Here is a 20,954-nt window from a genome sequence, read left to right as displayed (position 1 = left end):
GAGATAGCGTTCTATATCCTGACGTCATGTGAAGAGGAGTAGAATATAATCTTCTTTTTGGTTAAAATTTATTCTTTTCGATCAAAAAGACGAACTATGCCTTGTATTCGGATTATAGGTATGGGGAAATATTTACCTCAGAATAAGGTTTTATCATCAGCACTGGATGTAACACTCGGCTTATCCCCTGGTAGTGTAGAAAAAAAATCTGGTCTTGTATCCCGCCATTTTGCTTCACCTCACGAAACAACCTCTTATATGGGTGCACAAGCCGCTCTTGAGGCTGTAAAAAATGCCCATCTCAAATTAACGGATATTGATGTGATTGTTAGTGCCTGCGGTGTGGGTGAACAGGCTATTCCATCTACTTCGGCCTTAATTCAAAAGCAGTTAGGGCTAGAGACCTCAGGAATTGCCTGTTTTGATATCAACAGCACTTGTCTTAGTTTTTTAACCGCTTTGGAGACGATCGGTTACTTAATTGAGGGGGGGCGTTTCAAGCGGGCACTTATTGTATCAAGCGATATTCCTTCATTTGGCCTTAATTGGCAGGATATGGAAACCTGTACCATTTTTGGCGATGGTGCCGCTGCTTGTATTATAGAAAAAAGTGAGGGTACAAGCAGAATACTTAGTACACACATGGAGACTCATAGTATCGGTTCGACCTACTGTCGCCTGGAAGCAGGAGGTACTCGTATTCTTCCATCTCATCCTGATCATCAACGCTACGCAGTATTTGATATGGATGGTAAAAAAGTATTTAAATTAGCAAGCCGGTTAGTTGCCCATACGAAAGAAATCGTATTTAACAAAGCAGGGGTAACCATGGATGCGATTAACTGGTTTATCCCTCATCAGGCCAGCAAACTCGCAATGCATCATGTACGTAAAAATCTTCGTATCCCTGGTGAAAAATTTGTTGATATCTATGCAACGCATGGCAATCAAATGGCTGCCTCTATCCCTACGGTTCTTTACTCCCTTATTGAAAGCAAAAAATTGCAACGAGGCCATCTAATCTATTTTATGGGAACTGGTGCAGGGATTTCCTCCGGCGGCATGATTATGGAATATTAACATGATTTCGATTGTTACTGGGGCAACCGGTTGCCTGGGGCTAAATTTAACCAGGCGCTTAATACAAGAAGGACACGATGTGATTGCTTTGGGCCGCAATGAACATCTTGGCAAAATTGTTTCTCAACTTGGTGCCCAATTTATTCCTATGGATTTGGCAGAAAAAGAGAAACTAAAAAAAATATCGGCCAACGCTGATCTTATTTTTCATTGTGCGGCTCGCTCAAGTATTTGGGGCGCCTACAGAGAGTTTTATCAAGCCAATGTCATTGGTACTCAAAATATTATTGAAGCAACGCCCAGCCATGCTCGATTAATACATGTTTCATCGCCGAGTATCTACTTTGATTTTACGGAAAAGCACGGTATTAAAGAGGATGCACCGTTACCCCGAAAACCAGCCAATCACTACATACAGACCAAGCTATTGGCTGAACGACTCATTGATGAGGCTTACCAAAAGAAAAATTTACGGGTTATCACCATTCGACCCCGTGCAATTTTTGGCCCTTACGATCGCGCTATTGTCCCGCGAATTTTACAATCAGAAAGAAAGGGCGTGCTACCGGTTATTGGCAATGGTCAAAACATCATCGATATTACTTATGTGGATAATGTTGTAGAAAGTTTAGTATTGGCAGCAAATGCCAGTAACAACGTGGAAGGCAAAAAATACAACATCACGAATGACGAACCTAAAACGCTAATAGCGATTTTATCAATGGTTTTTACAGCCCTCCACAAACCACTGCAAGTGAAATATCTTCCTTACCAACGGGCCAGGGTAATCGCGTATTGTTTAGAAAATTTCTATCGCTTATTACGTTTAAAGCAAGAGCCGCCACTTACCTGTTATAGTGCCGGTGTATTAGCGTTAGGGCAAACCCTCAACATGGATGCCGCGAAACAGGACTTGCACTATAAACCACTCCTCAATATTGAACAGGGTATTGAGAGGTTTGCTAAATGGTATCAAGATTTATGATTAGCTATCACTTATTTGAAGTGGGTTCCTGTCGTCATTGCGAAAGAATGACCATGACAAAAGGACAGTTTAAACAACGGGAATACCCCTCGACCTGTGCGTTAATAAAGCACAAAACGCAGGGTTATATTTTATTTGATACGGGCTATAGTGCGCGCTTTTTTCATCTTACCAAATATTTTCCCTATTCCTTGTACCGACGTTTAACCCCCGTTACTTTGAACCAATCACTTAAACAGCAACTCCTTGCAATCAACATTCAGCCAACGGATATTAATTATATTGTGATCTCACATTTCCATGCTGATCATATTGGCGGCTTACGGGATTTTCCCAAGGCGAAATTCATTTGCCACCAGGATGCTATTCATGATGTTAAATCCAAGAAAGGGTTTAGAGCTTTGTTACAAGGTTTTTTACCCGGCTTGTTGCCCAAGAATTTTTATGAACGCCTGATTGTGCTTGGCAAAGAGGAAGTCACCCTGGAAAAAGAACTTTCTCCTTTTACTAGCGGATTTGATTTATTTGGCGATAAGCAAGTTTTCGCTATTCCCTTACCAGGACATGCCAAAGGTCAAATTGGACTGTATTTTAAAGCTGAAAAAGCTACTTTTTTAATCGCCGACAGTTGCTGGCATCAAGAAGCCTACGAGGAACTGATTTATCCCAGTAACCTGACCTATTTGGTTCACGATAATAAGGAACAATACATCCAAACCATAGCCAATCTTCATTTGCTTTATAAACAAAATCCAGACCTCGATATCATCCCTACACATTGCCTCCATACGCGTGAGCGGATTAGAGAAAAACGATCATGATCATCCGCATCCTTTATTACTATTACAAAACTATTTTTCTGAAAACCTATTTAAACTCGCGTGAAAAATTAATTAAGTATCAAAAAAAACAATTTAATAAACTCGCTAAAAGCACATTAAAAAATTCTCCGTTTTATCGCAACTATCTGGATAAGCCTTTCCAGGAATGGCCAATTATTAATAAACATCTCATGATGGAACATTTTGATGAAATCAATACAAGGCAAATTAAAAAAGATGACGCATTCGCTATTGCTCTAAAAGCAGAAACAACGCGGGATTTTTCACCACTCTTGAATGATATCGCCGTGGGCCTATCCTCAGGAACCTCAGGCTCAAGAGGTTTATTTTTGACTAGCCCAAGAGAACGTGATGCCTGGGTGGGAACTATTCTTGCCAAAGCATTGCCTGATGGATTAAAGACTGAAGAACGAATAGCCTTCTTTTTGCGGGCAAATAATCAATTGTATACAAATCTTGGTAAAAGCAAAAAAATCAAATTTTATTTTTTTGATTTACAGGAGGATTTGAATCAACATATCAAAAAGCTGAATGTTATTCAGCCCACTATTTTATCGGCACCTGCCAGTGTCTTAGTGATGCTCGCTAAACAAAGGCATCGACTTACCATCCAACCACCGAAAAAAATAATTTCTGTTGCTGAGGTATTGGAAAAAAGCGATGAGCTCTTTATCAGCAAAGCGTTTGATCAGCCAGTTACCCAAATTTATCAATGCACAGAGGGATTTCTTGCTATTAGCGACAAAACAACCAATGCCTTAGTGATGAATGAAGAGTTTTTGATTATTGAAAAAGAGTGGCTCGATGAAACTCGTTTTGTTCCTATTGTGACGGATTTACTAAGAACAACACAACCCGTGATTCGTTATCGTCTGGATGATGTTCTTGTGACAAAAAAAACAGACTCTGTCTTTACCGAGTTAACTGCTATTGAAGGTCGTCTGGGTGATGTTCTGCATGGTAAGAGAGGGACTGAAATCATCCCCATTTTTGCAGATACCTTGCGTCAGCAAATGGCTAGTAGTCCGGTGGGGTTTGAGGATTATCAGATTGTTCAATTGACACTGGATAAATTTAGTATCCGGGTATTTCCTGAGCCAGAAAATAAAGCATTATTAATCGATCATTTAAATCAGTTATTCAAACAGAAAAACTGTTTGATCCCAACGTGGCAATGGCAGGATTATGAAGAACACCCACCAGGCAGCAAACGGCGACGGATCCAATCCAAGTTTAAGGCCATAGCGGATACTGTTGAGGGCGTCGATTTAACGAGGAAAAATAAATGAACGTACTTATAACTGGCAGTCGTGCTCCTGCTAGCATGGATATTATGCGAAGCCTGCTTAGTCAAGGTCATGAAGTGTATAGCGCGGATAGCATGAACTTTCCCCTTGGACGCTTTGTTAAAGGAATGAGAAAACATTTCACCCTGCCTAAACCCAATCGCAATCCAGCCAACTTTCTCAATGCCCTCAAAACCATCCTTATTGATAATAAAATTGACTTGCTTATTCCTACCTGTGAAGAAATTTTTTTTATTAGCCAGGGACATGAGGAATTATCCAGGTACACCAGATTATTATGCGAACCTTTTGAGCGCCTAAATCAGCTACATAACAAATATGCGTTTAATCAACTGATCCATGAATATGGTTTGGCTGCCCCAGAAAGCTGGTTATTGACAGTTGAAGAAGACAAGAAAAAAATTCCACCGCATCAAGCGGTCATTTTAAAACCAGTCTTTTCCCGTTTTGGTTCCCATGTCATTATCAAGCCGAATCAAAAGACAATTGATGAATTGCCGCTTAAGATGCCTTATCTTGCGCAACGCTTTTTAAGCGGCAAAGAATATTGCGCTTATGCTATTGCTCATGAGGGAGACGTATTAATACAGTCTTGCTATCATCCTAAATACACCGCAGGTCCTGCGGCGGGCATTTATTTTGAACCGGTTGACATAGAGTCCATTACCCAGTTTATTAAGACCTTTTGTGCGAATTATAAATTTAACGGACAAATTGCTTTTGATTTTATTTTAGAGGATAACAAGGCCTTTGTTTTAGAATGTAATCCAAGAGCGACGAGCGGCTTTCATCTTATTGCTAAACAAATTAACTGGTCTGACCTTTTGGACGGACAACGACAACCCTACCAGTTACCGGTACAACCTTTTATGCTTGGACTTGGGATGAAGCTGCATGGCTCAAAATATTTACGGAAAGATCCAAAACGGTTTATCGCAGATTATCAAAAAGCACATGATATCTTAAAAGATAAAGCTTATCCCTGGCTTGGCCTAAAAAGCATGATTACCCTTAGCAATATTTTATTACGGATGATTAAAGAGAAGAAAAATTTCCACAGCGCATCCACGGATGACATTGAATTTAATGGTGAAAAATAACAGCCATGAACTTTAATGACAAAAGCCTAAAATACAGTGACCCATTTGTCCTTTCAGCCAGCAACGAATGGATCTCAAATGTTGAAACCAAAATGATGACAGTAGAAATGGGGGGCTTTGTATTTCCAGTTACCATTAATGAAAAAGAATATCGTTCATCCTACGTTTGCTCTCCTTATAACGCCCTTGTGACTTATGGTCAGGATGAACTTTTCAAAATTAAAAATTACCCGTTACGCCTGTTTTTAAGCCTCCTCATGAAAACACTGGGCAAGTTGCTCCGGCTGGGGGAGATTAATAAGAATCTCTGTATTAATAATTTTTTATTATCGACAAATCCCTATCCTGACTGGAAGGGTGATGGTGCTGAAGAAGCAAGAAAGAAAATTCAGTCTTTATACCCACAACATGCAATCATGTATCGCTCATTGAATAAACATACCAATGAAGCGCTAATCCAACAATTAGCCAAATTGGATTTCATGCTGGTTGCATCGCGGCAAGTCTATATTTTTGACTCCCAACTGTGCAATTTTAAACAAAGAAATAATACCCAGAATGATCGTCGTGCTTTAATGAAGGGAACCTACAAGCTGGTTACCCATGAACAAATTAACCGCGATGATTATCCTGTTATTGTTAATCTTTATAATAAGCTCTATTTGGAGAAATATTCGCAGCACAATCCTCAATTTAGTGAGAAACTAATCGAATATTGGCATAAAAATCAATTGCTAACGATGTTTGGTTTGAGAGACCAGGCGGGTGTTTTGCAAGGGATTATTGGGATTTTTGAAAGTGAGAAGGTCATTACTGCGCCCTTGGTTGGATACAACACCCATCTACCGAATCAAAATGCACTATACCGAATTTTGATCTATTTGATACTCGATTATAGTGAGAAAAAGGGATGCTGTTTAAACCTAAGCTCTGGCGCATCAGGGTTTAAATTATTACGTGGCGGACAACCCTTCATAGAGTATTCAGCGATCTATATCAAGCATTTACCGTTTTATAGACGTCTCACCTGGAAAGCAATAAGAGTGCTATTAAATGGGCTCTTTGTCCCCCTTGTGAAAAGGTACAAATTATGAATTTATCGCAATTAAAAACCCAATGGCTGCCAATTGCCCCAGTCAAAAAAATAGCTTCCCGCCCGCAGCGCTTTTTCTTATTCGGAATCCCTCTTGTCATCTTTCGTGTGAAGGAAAAAATTGTTGCCTTGCAGGATTTTTGTCCGCACCGTGGTGCGCCTTTATCCGCCGGCAAATTGAATGGCGAGGTACTGCAATGTGCCTATCACGGTTGGCGTTTTAATACCTCTGGCGAGTGTATCGATGTTCCGGGTTTAGCTAAAATAAACTGTGCCAATAAACGCGTACCTGCTTACCCCACAAAAACGCATCTAGGTTTGGTTTTTGTTTGCCTGGAAAAAAATGAGGATACCTTACCTCTGTACGAAATTCCTGCCCTGCAAACAAGACAATATCATTCGCATTTACTCCAATTAAAATTACAAGGAGAGGTATTAAACATTCTGGAAAATGTGTTGGATGCTACTCATACTCATTTTGTCCATGCAGGGTTACTCCGGCATGATGATCAAAGACAATCAGTAACAGCAACACTGAATGTGAATCAAGTGAGTGCTGTAATACGTTATGACAACGAACCGAAACAATCAGGGTGGGTAAGCTCCCTTTTTGAAAAAAATCGCAAATGTTCTATCGGCCGTTTCCACTTGCCCTTAATTGCCGAGCTTGAATACCACAGTCATCAGCATTTAACGGTTGCCTTTACCTTTTTCTTAAGCCCTGCTACTTCCACAGATGAACATCAGGTTTTTTTCCTTATCAGTTATCGAAAAAACTGGCTCCCTGGCTGGATAAAGAAACTATTTTTCCTGCCATTTGTGAAGTTGGCTCTCAAACAAGATAAATCGATATTAAAGAAACAGGCGATGAATCATGTCTATTTTCCCGATAATCGCTTTAAATCAACCGAATTAGACATTATACGCCCGCATATCGAACGCCTTTTGGATGGCAAAGCGATAGACTATCAAAAAACATTTAAAATCAATTTATAGTGGCAATTAATCGCTGTTTTAAAAAGGATTGGATAACAGACCCACATTACAATATTATATAATTCACAATGAGTTAGCATTCACCTCTGCAACCATTTTCCAGTGAGGAAGTACACCCAATGTTTAGCAAAGCGCTATTAAATGCAACCTACAAAAATGGCAAATTCGGTCAACTGACTGCGGAACACGAACGAGCCGAGCATCACCGTTTTAAATCGGAGTATCTGTTTAAAAATAAAAAGATACCCAAGGATTTATATGCCTCACGATTGATCCAGCAATTTTTGATTATCAAAGCCATAGAAAAGAAATTGCAGAGTTCTGAAACAGATAAAACGGTCATCAGCGCATTTTTTTCGCTATCTTATCTGGAGCAATTATGGCGTACTCCAGCCATGGAAGAGGATTTACGCCAATTAGGGGTCAATCCTGATGAAATTTCTAAGGACGAGATAACAGAAACAACTGAAAAATATCTTGGAGACATAGAAAAATTAACACCCAAAACCCTTCTCGCGCATTTTTTAGTGCATGTTGCCGGTTTTATGCATGGCGGGTCCACTGTTCAATTGAGATATATCAAGCCCAGTAATCGTTTAACCGCTTATCAAATACCGGCGAAACAATATGATTTTTCCTCCTCGAACCCCTTTTTATCGACAGGAAAACGTACCCCATTAGGACTTTATCAGGACATGATGGAACAGGTAGATAAGATTGAGATCAATGATGATGAGTATGTAGAGGTTTTGGCTCAATGCCAAAGTATTTATGCAACCATGGCAAGTATCTATGATAACTTGTGTGATATGCATGCTCAGCAACCAACCCTATCGACTCGTTCCATTGCTGTTTTTGGCTCCAGTATCCTTGTTCTTGCATTGATTATAAAATTACTGGCAGATTTCCTAAATCCAATCATGACAAATCATATCTCCCCTGGGCCTATGTCAGGTCCGTAAATTGGTTGGACTATCCAACTTGCCAGATTCCGCAGTTAAATTGAACTAAAGGCATTTGACCTGCGGGCTCGTTTTTATTGATTGAATGTTAATTTTAGAGAAAAAGCATTGCGAGATGCTTTATTTTCACCATGAATGAAATTCCTGCCAGTGATAATATTGATCGTTTGATTTTGAATAAAGGCATGAGCAAAACTGCCATCAATGGTAATCATTTTAGAGAGATCATACCCCATTGATGCGCCTGCAATAATCCCATTGCCAGTGGTTATCTGATAATGACTGTTTCCAGGCGTTTGATTGTAATTCGCTGCAACTCGGATGACCCATTTGGGCGTTATACGATAGTGGCTACCAATCGTAAAAAGCCAGGTATCACGAAAATGATAAGGCACTTTAGCATTCAAAATTATTGGCTCAGAACCTAGTCTTGCCGCTATACCATGAATATCTATCTCATTGAATAGACTCCATTGAATACGTTGAACAGTCCCGATAAATCCTAGAGAAGGTGTTACAAAGTGATTGATAGAAAGCACACCTCGTGCTGGAGTCCAAAAAGTAAACGAATAATCATTAGAAACAATGTCAGGATTGCCTGCCAGGACACTTCTGCCGCTGAATCGATAGGTAACCGAACTGCGGTAATTAAATCCAATGAGAGTTGCTTTGTTTGGCTTTAGTAAAAAACCAATGTCTCCTCCTAAACCATAACTGCTCGCTTCATTATGATTTTGCGCATCAGGGATGTTTAAACTGGGAAATCCAGAAATTGGTTTTAAAATAAAATTTACATGGGATAGAGATACCCCTATACCGACTGAAAAAAATTCATTTAGCTTCAATCCTAATGCGGGAACCACATCGATATCCTGAATGCTATTACCGGATTGGGCATAGCGTAGAATGGAGTGTTCTTCAATATTCCTGTTAAAAGAATTAGATAAAACAGCCACTCCAAATGTCACCTTATTCTTAGTCGGCAAGCCTGCGTAAAAAGAAGGTAAATAATAATTCGTTTTTGCAGCTGAATGACCAAACTGGGTGAACCCGGTTGCTGATTGTATTGATTGGCCAGTAAAATGGGTATGAAAAGAGGCAACTGACCCCAGTGCTATCAATTGAAATTTGCTTAAAAGTGTTAAAGCGGCTGGATTGTAATAAGCCGCCGTCGCATCATTAACAACCGCTGTGCCCAGGGTCGATTCAATGAAAGACGCATGGAGCGTTAGAGGGAATAATAACCACAAGAAAACAAAATTCTGGATTTTTATAGTCCACCGATTATCCATGTAAATCCCTGTAATAAAGTCCCTGGGCAGCTGCTAACACCCATATTAAATGCTTTATGGGCAGGATGTAATAAATTTTCTACGAAAGATGGCTTATACGAAAAAGAGAGCAGTAATTCGAAGAGTAATCCATAAAGGTACTGCGTATATGACCATTAGCCAGGGTGCCAATGGTCAACCTAAGCTTTAAGGTAACTTATAGGGCGTTTGATTCATTTCCAGTTTGCTATGCGTGATGCACCATGATTCTAGCATTTTTGTTCGCAGTGCTAATTGCTCTGCCATGAGAGAGTTAGTCCTGTCCACACCTGTTTGATTGATTGTTTTCATCGCCTGCTCAATTAAATCGTTAAAAGAGATTGTCTTATCTTTTAGTTGAATTTTTGCTATTGCATCTCCTCGGGTTAAGGCAACACCAAAATGGAGTGTATCGAAAAGGAAATGAGAAATTTTAGGATGTAAACCATGCGTCGTTGAAAGAAAATCTTTCATGAAATGATCAAAAGATACTTCATCGACTATCAACGTATTGGTATTTAAATTTACTCCAACAGTCACACTTGGAAAGAGTGCCTGAATGAGGAGCAATAAACCTTCCTTGATCTCAGAGGGAATATTAGGGTTGGCACAAAAATCATTCCCACTAACAGGTTCATAGAGCGTTTCCAATAGAGACAGATAATCATCCTGCTGCCATTGTTCGGGCTTATAATGAGCCTCATCAGTCATTACAAAGTGCTCAAGATTAATATCCGAGTCATAAGAGTTACATAAATCGACTAGCGTTGCCTCAATCTTCAGAAGCAGTTTTTCTGTAAAGCATTTTTGTTTAAGGTAGGATCTTAAGGCAAGCGCTTCATCAGGCTTATCGCATTTTGTATTGAGTGGACATGATGCAATAAAGGATTGTGGCAGCGCTAAGGCACTGGATAAAATACTGCCGAGGGTGTAATGGATGATTTCACCAGACTGCTGACTTTTAGCATGGCGGATAAACGTGGCGTCACAAACGCTGGATTTCTGTTCTGCCTCAATTTCAAATGCCAAAATAGCAGCCAGCAAAGCCTTATTTTTCCCCGTTAGTGCAGCAATAACCTCAGGATTGGTCAGTATTTCCTGCATTTTGGCGTTATTACCGGTATATTGCACATTGGCATATAGCTCCCTTAGCTGATCACGCAGTGCTATTACTTCTTTCTCATAGGTTGCCATCAGTTGTTTACGCGTTGCGGCAAATTCATTACCTGACAATCTTATTTTCAAATGCGAGATTAATTCTGCCAAATCAAAATGCGTACGATGATTTCCACGTAAACTTGATTGCATTACTACCTGTTTGAGACCTCTCGAATTCAGGGTATTCAGTTCAATTAAATTTTCTGTAAAGGATAAATAACTCGTTGGATAGATCGCCTCTAGTATTTGGGTGACTTCATGAAGGCGATAAGGGGGTGCTAAGGCCACCATTTCTCTTATCATAAAAGGCATATCGGAGAATTGTGGGTATTTTCTAAAAAACGCTTTAAAGTCGCTGATATCCCCTTTTTCAATCAAGGCATATAATTCATCCACGTTAAAGGTTGTTTGAGTCTCAATAAAGTGGATTGAATCAATGTATTTGAACGACAAGGGTAAGCTGCTTGGAAAATCAATTTCCATATATTGATTAAGCGTTACAAAAAGAGAATCTAACTCACCCTTCAACAATCCTTGTGCATCCAATTGAGAGAAATGCTCCACTATTTTTGATTTAATTAAGTTTCCCTCGGGCGTTGCAGGTATCGAATTGATGACATAGAAAAGATGGCAGAGACTTTCTTTAAACCCGTTGATACCATGATAGATTTCATTCGCTCCCGGGGTGGTAACCGTGACGGAGTGAACAGTGCCTCCTCCCTCTTTATAAGTGAAAATGTAGTTACACATTCCATGGTTTTGATAATCATTGTCCATAGTCATTTCCGGCGTTAATTGAATGTGTACAGGGACTTGTTGTCTTGCTACATAATCACCTAACTTAATAACAACGTGGCGAAGATAGGATGGGGGTATTTTTCCCAGATTAAAATTGACACGACAATAATGCTTTTCGGTCGTAAAGGCTGTTTTAAAGGGAGCCGTGCAAACCAAATCCTGATCTTGCATCGCCCTGTCTCTCTTATCAAGCTTAGTAGGCATATTGTTCATTCCTACATTGGAACGCGCTGTTTCTGACAGTAAATACGCAGCGCCCATAATACCCTGATAGTTTTCCGGCTTTTTGACATATTGACTTGTACCCTGGACAGGTAGAAAAAGGGGAACGCCATAGGGATAATCCGGGACATGGTGAGAATCCATGTATTTGAGCGCCAAGTAGGCCAGGCCAGGATTTTTAAGAAGTTCGTCATAGCGTGCCTGGGGTTTTGCATGCATCCAATAATCATACGTTTCTTGTTTAGCAAAAAAGGTTGAATAGACGCTATTGGCTCTATTAAATATTCGTAATGCACCCTGAAGATGGGTGATATCTTCAATTTCAACCTCAGAGTAGGCGGGTTTATCCGCTTTACGTGCTTGAATACTCTCATACAAGGCAGGATTATTTAATTTCCTTGCCAAGGATATATGTATATTGGTAACGATAAGAGATTGTTGATCAGCAGCGCTTAAAAAAGAGTTTATAGTTTCTACGCGGAATTGGCTGCCTGGGTAAGAGGCCGCAATTAACAGAATACTTAGCCAGTCATGGTTATTTTTAGTGGCTATTTCTTGAAGGACAACTGGATCGGCCCCAGAAGCCAGTGCACAACTTAAAAATATGACACTATTATCGTTGGTAACCAGGGACGCTATTTCGTTACCCCTAAGCACTGACATAGACTTCATTATATTGCTTCTTGCTTGATCGGAGCAGAGGAATAAATCCAAGAGCAAGTCATGCTCCAGTAAACTCTTTAGATCACGTCCAGCTACTGTGTTTACAAGCGCTTTGTAATCGTTGGGAAAATAGTTAATGATAAATTTAAGGCTTTTATTGGTTAATGCTTCAAGGGAAAAATTGGGCAATAGAATGTTCGGATTTGTTTTGATTAATGCATAAAGTTTAGAATGAGGAATCTGTTCTGCACATAAATTAAGTAAGTCATATTCACTCATCATACCTAATTCTTTCATGCGCTGTGCGATAAGAAGAATCGCTGAATGGTTATTTCCATCGATGGCAAAATGTAATAATGGCTTGATTTTATTACTATTAGCAGGAGAGTTTATATAATCACTCAGAGGGGATAACTTTTCGTTGCGAATAGCATACTTAACGTACTCATCAGCTTTCCGTTCATTTTCAAGTTGTTGTCTCTCACTATTAATGCGTATTATTCCATTGCATAGGGCGAGCCCTTGTTGAAGGGCTAATTTCTCATTAGGCTCGTTTTCTATCTCTATTAAGTGCTCCACTGTTGATAAAAAGCCTACGGTCAAAATGCTCTCAAAATCAGCCTGGAGACACATTGATTGAACTAAATTAATAATGAATGGCGATCCACTTTTTACAGCACTAATGCAGAGATTTTCTTGATCCGGAGCAGGGAACTCAACCAGATCCAGTATCGCGTAGTGAGCTAATTTAAATATAGAATCCTGGGCTGCTTTTGCTACAGTCTCGCTGCCAGACCTGATAATTAAAGTGACTAAACTATATCCTTTATAAGAGTCCAATAGATTGGGGTGGTTTCTTATTAATTCGGCTAACTGTTGTTCCAGTTTATGTTTTTCATTTGAATTTTTATTAGCAGCAAGCCACAGGAGCGCTTGTACCATAAGGAATAGTGAGTCATCTTGATTTTCTGGAGGCTCAATGGGAATAAAGAATCCCATATCATTTCCTGGTATTTCGTTATTCGCATGGAGTGGTTGCTTCACCGCAGGCAATTCCAGGGGATTACGTTTAATGAGCGTTATGGCATCACCAAACGTTTCTGGAGAAGTCGAAACGCCGCGCAGCCTTGCTAGTTCTAAAGCAAGATGATTTAAAAGAATATCAGTGGTGGATATCATGATTTAATTCTCCTATTGCAGCCCTGGAAATCAAAAAAGCCAGTTTGGATTCAAATTAATACAATTTGTTTTTTGTGTATTCAAAACGATTGTAAGGGGTGCGACTTAAGAGAGAATTTTTTGTTATACGCATTTTTTGCAAACAGGCGGGCTCGCGCTGCACAAGAGATGCCCTCATTTAAGAGTTATCAGAGAGTACAATTTATGGGAGTATGGCTACATCAATCGGTTTGGAGCCTCTGGTCAATGATCAAGCTTAAATTTTTAATTGGAGCAACAAATGCCTTATAGTGATTTATTAAAAAATATTTGGAATTTTATTTATGATCCTCAAACGGATCTTATTGAAAAAATCGAGCAATTCTTTCATAAAGCGGACATTCCGCAGCATGAAAAAGCTAAAATTAGAATTATCCCCAAGGAATTATCGCATTAGTTAAATTGAGAAAAAGATCAAGCCGATATAAGAAAAAGATCACAGCCCACAAGAGAAGAATCAGGTACCCTTGTCTCCCAAAGACCTATTGGAGAGAAGGATGCTGAATCGAGATACAGTAAGTTCAGAGCAATTGGGGCATTTAGGACTTGTTGCAGCAACGATTAGAGAATTAGGGATAATAGAGAGAATTGATGCACGCCTTGAGTTAAATGAAAAAAAAGGAGGCGTGGTAAGCTATGGTCGTCGAGTAGCGGCGATGGTTATCAATGGGTTGGGTTTTATGAATAGCCGGTTGTATATGACGCCGCATTTTTTCCAAGATAAGCCTGTGGCTCAACTGCTTGGTTCAGAACTAGACGCGGCACACCTGAATGATGACAGTCTTGGTCGCTGCCTGGATAAAATCGCAGAATACGGTGTGACCAGGCTTTATTCGGAATTGGCTTTTGAGATTGCCCGAGAAAAAAATTTACTAAGCCAGAGACTGCATTTAGACAGTACAAGCTTTGTTCTTTACGGCCGCTATGACACAGAAGAGGCCGCGCCCGGGATTGCGCAACCAGACTACGGATATTCCAAAGCGAATCGCTCTGATCTAAAGCAAGTGATGCTGTCACTAGTACAAGGAGGAGCTGCGAATATCCCCTTATGGATGGAGGCCTTAGATGGGAATAGTAGTGATAAAACAAGTTTCCAAGAGACGGTTAGGAGGGTGCAAGCGTTTACACAAAGTATTCATGGGATGCCTGATGGCCTTTGTTTTGTGGTTGATGCCGCCTTTTATGTTCCAGAGCAGTTGGCAAGCCTCAATAACGTGTTTTGGATAACCCGAGTACCTGCACAGCTTAATGAAGCCAAAGTATTGTTGAACAAGCCTTGTGATGCTCTGACCTGGGAGCCGTTTGATGCAAACTATCGTGGAAGTGTTCATGAAACGGTTCTTTATGGTATTCCACAACGCTGGGTTTTGATTGAGTCGCAACAGGCGAGGTTGCGAGAGCTAAAGACTTTTCAGAGGCATTTGGATAAAAAATCTCAAGAGCTCATTAAATCCTTATGGCATCTTGGTCACCAGGTCTTTCAATGTCCTGACGATGCAAAGCAGGCATTAAAACCGCTCATCAAATCACTCAAATACCACCAAATTCATTATGAGATTCTACCTGTTGAACGCCATACAGGGAAAGGTCGCCCAAAACCTGGAGCTCAAAAAATGGTGATTGGATATCAAATACAAGCCTGTCTTTCTACCTGTCTGGAGAGGGTGGGTGCTAAAAAAGAAACACTGGGACGCTTTATTTTGGCCAGTAATCAATGTGATAGCTCGCTATTGAATAATCATGCCATGCTTCAACAATATAAAGAGCAATCCTGTGTCGAATCAAGCTTTAAATTCATGAAAAACAATGCCTTCGAACTGGACTCTTTCTTCCTTAAAACACCTGAGCGAATTACAGCCTTGATGATGGTAATGACGCTTTGTCTCATGGTGTACAATTTTGCTCAAGCTCACATCAGGCAATGCTTAAAGGAGCATGATGAAGCACTTCCCAATCAGCTGGGTAAGCCAGTACAAAATCCCACAATGAAATGGATTGCTGAGCTGATGAACGTGATAGCTGTTGTAACCATCCTGACAAACGATCAAAAACATCGTGTGGTAACTAATCTAAAACCAGTACATCAACAAATCATTTCTTATTTTGGTCAGTATGCTCTTGAAATCTATGGACTTGCCGCAGAATCTGCGCGTGGCACAGGCTTCTCCTGCCTGGCTATTGAACAGAATAATTATAAAAATCGTTTATCTTGGTGCGAAACGTAGGTGAAACCGTTGCGGTTGGATGTCTTGTCGGCTCCTGTCAGACATGCGCCAGCTGTCAGGATGGACTGGAGCAATATTGCGAGACTGGGCAAGTATTCACTTACAATAGCCCCGAGAAAGAAACGGGTGGTATGACCTATGGCGGTTATTCCGACAGCATTGTCGTCAATCAGGATTTTGTTTTAAAAGTACCTGCCTCCCTGGATGTTAAAGCCGTTGCTCCCTTACTTTGTGCCGGGATTACCACGTATTCACCAATGCGTCACTGGAACGTTAAAAAGGGAGATAAAGTAGGTGTGATTGGCTTAGGTGGCTTGGGACACATGGCGATTAAAATTGCCCATGCACTGGGTGCGGAAGTCACTATGGTAACCACCTCGCCAGATAAGGAAAAAGATGCCAGGCGCCTGGGTGCATCCAAGGTTTTAATTTCTACTGATGCAGAAATGATGGCTCAATTTGCCAACTATTTTGATTTTATGATCAATACCATTCCCAGGACTCATGATCTCAATCCTTACCTGAACTTATTAAAGCGCGATGGCACGATGGTTATTGTTGGCGCAGTGGAGATACTTCAATCACCATTAGATACGCGTCCTTTAGTTTTCGGGCGCAAGTGTGTTGCCGGATCACTGATTGGTGGAATTAAAGAGACGCAGGAAATGCTGGATTTTTGTGCTAAACATAAGGTATTACCGGATATCGAAATGATCCCGATCCAAAAAATTAATGAAGCGTATGAACGTATGTTAAAGAGTGATGTGAAATATCGTTTTGTTATTGATATGGCCTCATTAAAACAATAAAAAACTCTTTCCAGGGAAAACCCCTAAGCAGGCTTTAATTGTCCTGCCACATCACGTGGATACGCGGGCGGAGGTGGAGGCATGATAAGACTGATTTGCACACTCTTATTTATGGACTAATGGGCTGGCTTATACGCCTCAATTTAATAAATCAGAACAACTTAAAAAGCTTAATCCCTTGCAGTATGACGTGACTCAAAATGAAGGAACAGAAAAAGCCTTTGATAATCCTTATTGGGATAATAAAGCAGAAGGGATTTATGTTGATATTATTTCGGGGGAGCCCTTGTTTAGCTCCAAAGATAAGTATGATTCAGGAACAGGATGGCCCAGTTTTACAAAACCAATCGATGCGTCCTATCTGGTTTTGCATGCTGATAGACGTTATTTCTTCATTGTACGAACAGAAGTTCGTTCTAAATACGCAAACTCCCACTTAGGCCATGTCTTTCAAGATGGCCCCAAACCAACCGGGTTACGCTATTGTATGAACTCTGCCGCCCTGAAATTTATTCCGAAGGAGAAAATGGAACAGGCCGGTTATGGAGAATATCTTTATCTCTTTAAAGATTGACTCCTGAGAAGACAGACTTAAAAGAAATTATGCATTTAAGCGATCATTGAGTGGAAAAGCAGTTATTTTTCTTTTTTGGGAACTCCAAAAAAAGAACCTAAATTACTAATAATTTGTACTAAATGATTATCTTGCAACCATATTGACTTATCGCCAAACAATTCGTGCCATTTTTTTATTCATGGTGAATTTATAAAATCTAATCTGTTAATATTTTGTTAATAATTGCTCTTTATAGTTAGCGCAAACATAGAAGAAGCTCGACATAAAGAGGTTAAAAATGGGTAGAGAAAAAAGAGAAGCGCCTACAATGCAGGCGCAAAATACATTACGCGCAAAATGGGCTGGGATGTTCGGTTTAACGCGACAAGAATGGCATCAAATGACTTGGAATGCTTTAAATTTCACTACAGTGGCTGCCATAACCAGCGGTAGTATCGCACTGGTACAGAGCCCGGCAAGAACTGCGCTTGCGCACCTGAGCATGAATGGGACGTTTATGCCTCCCGGCACCACCCCCAACATTGGTTTTTTATCCATTGTGAGGACTTTGTATGCTGGAACCACGATGTCTTTAAAAGGTTCGGCAGTAAGAACGGCTTATGTAACTGGCGTTAAAGGGAACAAGCCTGTTGAAGGTTTAAGTGAAGAAGCGGCCTCTCTAATTAGAGAAGAAGAACTGATTCAAGAAGGGAGAGCCAAGCAACTCTCGAAGCAAAAGATGGGATTTGTTGTATCCGCGACTTTAGGTGATATGTTCGTAACCCAGGTTCCCGGCACATACACGACGTTGCGAAAAATACCCGGACTGTTACCTGAGAACTTTAAATTTACCAAGCCTGCTAACATTTTGCAGGCCATGAAAGCGGGATTTCTACCGGCATATCTGGCTGGATTGACTAATTACACCAGTCTTCTTGTTATAGAACCCTACATTGCAAGAAATCTACGTATCCAGGATAAAAAGGCCCAGCACTTTGTTGCGGGTGCTATAAGCGGGTCAATGGCTGCTTTCTTCGCCTATCCTTTCGCTGTCGCTTGCGATTATACGGTGGTTCGAACGACTGTTAACAGTGAGGGTCGCTTATCCACTAGAAGTACCCTGAGTATCGCCCAAGAGATTATTAACACAGTTAAAAGTAATCCAAAGCAGGCCATGTATAGCTTTTTTGGAAATGCTGCCAAACAGCTGCCTATCCGAATGGGGCTCACCGCAATGATTTATTCTATCGTATCAGGGGTCGGTGAAACATTGGGAACTGAGCCATTGAAAGCGATTGTTCCTGAGCGGTTTCAGCCTGGAAATAATTCACAGGGATTTTTTGCTAAACCCCCTGTTACTGAAGAGGGCTCTTCTGTAGGAAATACTCAAGTCCCACCTCAAGAAACTCCCAAAGGGCCCTAACCAGTTAGTGTGCCCGGGCCAGGAAAACCATCTTTGTTTATAAAAATGGTTTTCCTGCCTCATTTGCTGTATAATGGATATTTTTAAGCCAACTAAATTTATTAGGGATAGAATTATGTTACGCTTTTTTCAAAATGCAGCTTGGCAGACTGCCAAAGGTACTGGGACTATTTTGGCTGCAGCAGCTGTTACCAATGTAACCTACTCCCTGGGTTCCTATGCGTATACTTATCTAAACTCAAAGCTTCCGCTATTCTCAAACAATCCACCACTGCCCCCTAAAGATAAAGGGACTACCAATCATTCAAATGATGAAATAAATTCAGGATCGCATGGACTGGGCTTTTAAAACGCTCACCACACTCTAGCCCTGCCAATTTTCTGCATTCTGGAAGAAGTCCAGGAGGTTGAATTACAATGACTGAATTAACGCTTCAGATGAATTGATATATAGTTTGTCAATAATCCTTGTAATTAGAGAAGCTGGGCCAGGGGCATCGCAGGAAGTGGGGCCAACGCAATGGGCATAAAACTCCACTGCATTTCTAGCAGCGATGTACCGGTCTTCCTCGACTGAGTGGAAAACGCCAATAATGGCGGAAAGCAAACTGCCTATACCAGCTACTCGTTGCAGCAGATTGGAGTCAAAATTAAAAGAGTCCACTTTATCCTTATCAGCCACAATATGTCTTTTTCCACTGACAACAACCGTTAACTTGTATTTCCCTGCTAATCGTTGAGCTTTTTCAGTCATGACCGTGAGATTGGTGGCACTATGATTTTGCAGCCCGATTTGCCCAGTCAATAAACCGTCAATTTCACTGGGATAAGCGCGAATAACGGAAATAGCGTGATTATTGATAATTTCGATGGCGGTATCCGTTCTATAGTGACTGGCCCCCGCACCTACCGGATCTAAAATAATAGGGATTTTGAATTGATTGGCTGTTTTACAGATGTGATTACACAGTTTGATAAAATCATTGTCCAGTTTTCCCAGATTAATCACAACCGCCCTGGATAGGTTCAGTAACTCCTCTACTTCTTGCCTGGCATTATTCATAATAGGTAATGCACCGATACTTCGCACTCCATTCGCTACCAGGTCGACCGGGAAATAGTCCGTCATATTGAGTATGAAAGGTCGTTGCTCCCTAATTTTAATTAGAATGTCCCTTATCTTCGGCGTCATACCAATTCCTTTTTAAGTCCTGCGACAATAAAACATCATAACTGTTGTTTTTCTAATATAAAACCATCAATCCTGTTGTTTCTGTGAGTTAGTTTTTTACTGCCATCTGATCCAGTTTTATAAATAACAACTATCCTAATAGAAGAGCATGGACAAAACCAATTCAATTAAGGTGACCATCTATTATGATTTGGCTATATCTGGTTGTTGGTGCACTAACTGCTTTACTCGTCGGTGGATTGCAATATTATTTCCGCAATAAACCCCAAACGATATTAGGGGCAACTGCTTTTGCAGTCGTTGTTGTTCTGTTGATAGTGAAATGGCATGGCGTACCTTACTACCAGGCCTGGAGCTTTGAGAATGATTTAAGGAAAGAGTCTACTTTCTTCGATTTACTTGCCCAAAAATCACCGCAGGCGTTTAAAGAGTATATCGATAAAACAAAAAAAGACATCATTCATAATGATTCACAAAATGTTATTGCCTACACCAGTGAATTGGTTAGCTCGCAAATGACAAAATATGGTGCACAGGCAACTAATGAAGCCATTTATAACCAGGTGAAAGCCACTATTGATTATTACAATAAACTTGACGCAATTAATCCTGTGTTAGTCTTATTCCTGGAATACCCCAATATTTTTGCCGATAAATTGAGTGAGAAAGAAATAGAATTAGTCTCCGAAGGTCCTGAAAACCCTATACCCGCAGCCAATCAGAACATCATAAAAAGTGCGTTGGAAACGCCTCAGCCTCCGTTACCTAAAGCAGATAGGATCAAGGCTCAAATGATACTCAACAAAATCATTGAAACACTATCAACAAAGTATGGTGAGAAAAAGGTAGAAATGACTTTTCAACATCCTGATGATTCCGCTTTAGATAAAAAGACGGCAGCAGAAATCATAATAACCTTTTATCAATTACTGGTTGAAAGAGGGGAAAAAGATACGGGGTTAGTGATTAGATATATCTCGAGTTCGAATCGTTGAATTGCTTCGTCGATACGGTG

Annotated in this window: 18 protein-coding genes; 15 read left to right on the top strand and 3 right to left on the bottom strand. The window is 40.4% G+C overall.

Annotation, left to right across the window (positions count from 1 at the left end):
• Nucleotides 1-96 precede the first annotated feature (96 nt).
• From DYC89_RS14575 to DYC89_RS14540, 8 genes are all read left to right on the top strand, one after another.
• Entirely contained in the window at nucleotides 97-1,080 is a 984-nt protein-coding gene (locus DYC89_RS14575) for a beta-ketoacyl-ACP synthase III (protein ID WP_115222440.1), read from the top strand.
• Nucleotide 1,081: 1 nt separating this feature from the next.
• Nucleotides 1,082-2,065: an NAD-dependent epimerase/dehydratase family protein gene (locus DYC89_RS14570; protein WP_115222439.1), complete on the top strand. Its 984-nt coding sequence runs from the start codon at nucleotides 1,082-1,084 to the stop codon at nucleotides 2,063-2,065.
• Nucleotides 2,047-2,886: an MBL fold metallo-hydrolase gene (locus tag DYC89_RS14565; protein WP_425451559.1), complete on the top strand. Its 840-nt coding sequence runs from the start codon at nucleotides 2,047-2,049 to the stop codon at nucleotides 2,884-2,886. The genes DYC89_RS14570 and DYC89_RS14565 overlap by 19 nt, the downstream gene beginning before the upstream one ends.
• Nucleotides 2,883-4,196, top strand: coding sequence for a F390 synthetase-related protein (locus tag DYC89_RS14560; RefSeq protein ID WP_115222437.1), 1,314 nt, complete (start codon nucleotides 2,883-2,885; stop codon nucleotides 4,194-4,196). Before DYC89_RS14565 ends, DYC89_RS14560 begins: the two co-directional genes overlap by 4 nt.
• Nucleotides 4,193-5,314, top strand: coding sequence for an ATP-grasp domain-containing protein (locus DYC89_RS14555; protein ID WP_115222436.1), 1,122 nt, complete (start codon nucleotides 4,193-4,195; stop codon nucleotides 5,312-5,314). Before DYC89_RS14560 ends, DYC89_RS14555 begins: the two co-directional genes overlap by 4 nt.
• A gap of 92 nt (nucleotides 5,315-5,406) precedes the next feature.
• Nucleotides 5,407-6,408 (top strand): hypothetical protein, encoded by a 1,002-nt coding sequence (locus DYC89_RS14550; protein WP_245954021.1) that lies wholly within the window; start codon nucleotides 5,407-5,409, stop codon nucleotides 6,406-6,408.
• Nucleotides 6,405-7,403, top strand: a complete 999-nt coding sequence (locus DYC89_RS14545) for an aromatic ring-hydroxylating oxygenase subunit alpha (protein WP_115222434.1) — start codon at nucleotides 6,405-6,407, stop codon at nucleotides 7,401-7,403. Before DYC89_RS14550 ends, DYC89_RS14545 begins: the two co-directional genes overlap by 4 nt.
• Nucleotides 7,404-7,522: 119 nt before the next feature.
• Nucleotides 7,523-8,365, top strand: a complete 843-nt coding sequence (locus DYC89_RS14540) for a biliverdin-producing heme oxygenase (RefSeq protein WP_115222433.1) — start codon at nucleotides 7,523-7,525, stop codon at nucleotides 8,363-8,365.
• A 74-nt stretch (nucleotides 8,366-8,439) separates the two neighbouring features.
• Here the strand turns inward: DYC89_RS14540 and DYC89_RS14535 are convergent, their stop codons facing one another.
• Nucleotides 8,440-9,657, bottom strand: coding sequence for an OmpP1/FadL family transporter (locus tag DYC89_RS14535; protein ID WP_115222432.1), 1,218 nt, complete (start codon nucleotides 9,655-9,657; stop codon nucleotides 8,440-8,442).
• 186 nt (nucleotides 9,658-9,843) lie between these two features.
• The gene (locus tag DYC89_RS14530; RefSeq protein WP_115222431.1) at nucleotides 9,844-13,695 is read right to left on the bottom strand and encodes a hypothetical protein; all 3,852 of its coding nucleotides are present in this window, start codon (nucleotides 13,693-13,695) and stop codon (nucleotides 9,844-9,846) included.
• 280 nt (nucleotides 13,696-13,975) lie between these two features.
• Here DYC89_RS14530 and DYC89_RS16555 point away from each other — a divergent pair, with 280 nt between their 5' ends.
• The 6 genes from DYC89_RS16555 to DYC89_RS14505 all read left to right on the top strand — a co-directional run bounded on the left by DYC89_RS16555 (nucleotide 13,976) and on the right by DYC89_RS14505 (nucleotide 19,096).
• Entirely contained in the window at nucleotides 13,976-14,131 is a 156-nt protein-coding gene (locus DYC89_RS16555) for a hypothetical protein (RefSeq protein ID WP_181879418.1), read from the top strand.
• A 100-nt stretch (nucleotides 14,132-14,231) separates the two neighbouring features.
• On the top strand, nucleotides 14,232-15,959 hold the full coding sequence (locus DYC89_RS14525; protein WP_115220201.1) for an IS1634 family transposase: 1,728 nt from the start codon (nucleotides 14,232-14,234) through the stop codon (nucleotides 15,957-15,959).
• The gene (locus DYC89_RS14520; protein ID WP_245954020.1) at nucleotides 15,947-16,768 is read left to right on the top strand and encodes an NAD(P)-dependent alcohol dehydrogenase; all 822 of its coding nucleotides are present in this window, start codon (nucleotides 15,947-15,949) and stop codon (nucleotides 16,766-16,768) included. The genes DYC89_RS14525 and DYC89_RS14520 overlap by 13 nt, the downstream gene beginning before the upstream one ends.
• Before the next feature lie 124 nt (nucleotides 16,769-16,892).
• A complete protein-coding gene (gene msrB, locus DYC89_RS14515) occupies nucleotides 16,893-17,342 on the top strand; it encodes a peptide-methionine (R)-S-oxide reductase MsrB (protein WP_115222429.1) in 450 nt (149 codons plus the stop codon).
• A gap of 280 nt (nucleotides 17,343-17,622) precedes the next feature.
• A complete protein-coding gene (locus tag DYC89_RS14510; protein ID WP_115222428.1) occupies nucleotides 17,623-18,747 on the top strand; it encodes a hypothetical protein in 1,125 nt (374 codons plus the stop codon).
• Between the two features lie 115 nt (nucleotides 18,748-18,862).
• Entirely contained in the window at nucleotides 18,863-19,096 is a 234-nt protein-coding gene (locus tag DYC89_RS14505; RefSeq protein WP_115222427.1) for a hypothetical protein, read from the top strand.
• Nucleotides 19,097-19,159: 63 nt separating this feature from the next.
• On the opposite strand, the gene DYC89_RS14500 is transcribed toward DYC89_RS14505, so the two are convergent.
• Entirely contained in the window at nucleotides 19,160-19,939 is a 780-nt protein-coding gene (locus tag DYC89_RS14500; protein WP_115222426.1) for a hydroxyethylthiazole kinase, read from the bottom strand.
• Nucleotides 19,940-20,124: 185 nt separating this feature from the next.
• Between DYC89_RS14500 and DYC89_RS14495 the strand changes: the two genes are divergently transcribed.
• A complete protein-coding gene (locus DYC89_RS14495; protein WP_115222425.1) occupies nucleotides 20,125-20,934 on the top strand; it encodes a hypothetical protein in 810 nt (269 codons plus the stop codon).
• The last annotated feature ends 20 nt before the right edge of the window (nucleotides 20,935-20,954 follow it).

Origin of the sequence: Legionella donaldsonii (assembly GCF_900452385.1) — a bacterium.
Classification (GTDB): Bacteria; Pseudomonadota; Gammaproteobacteria; order Legionellales; family Legionellaceae; genus Tatlockia; species Tatlockia donaldsonii.
This window is presented reverse-complemented; position numbering and strand designations above follow the sequence as displayed.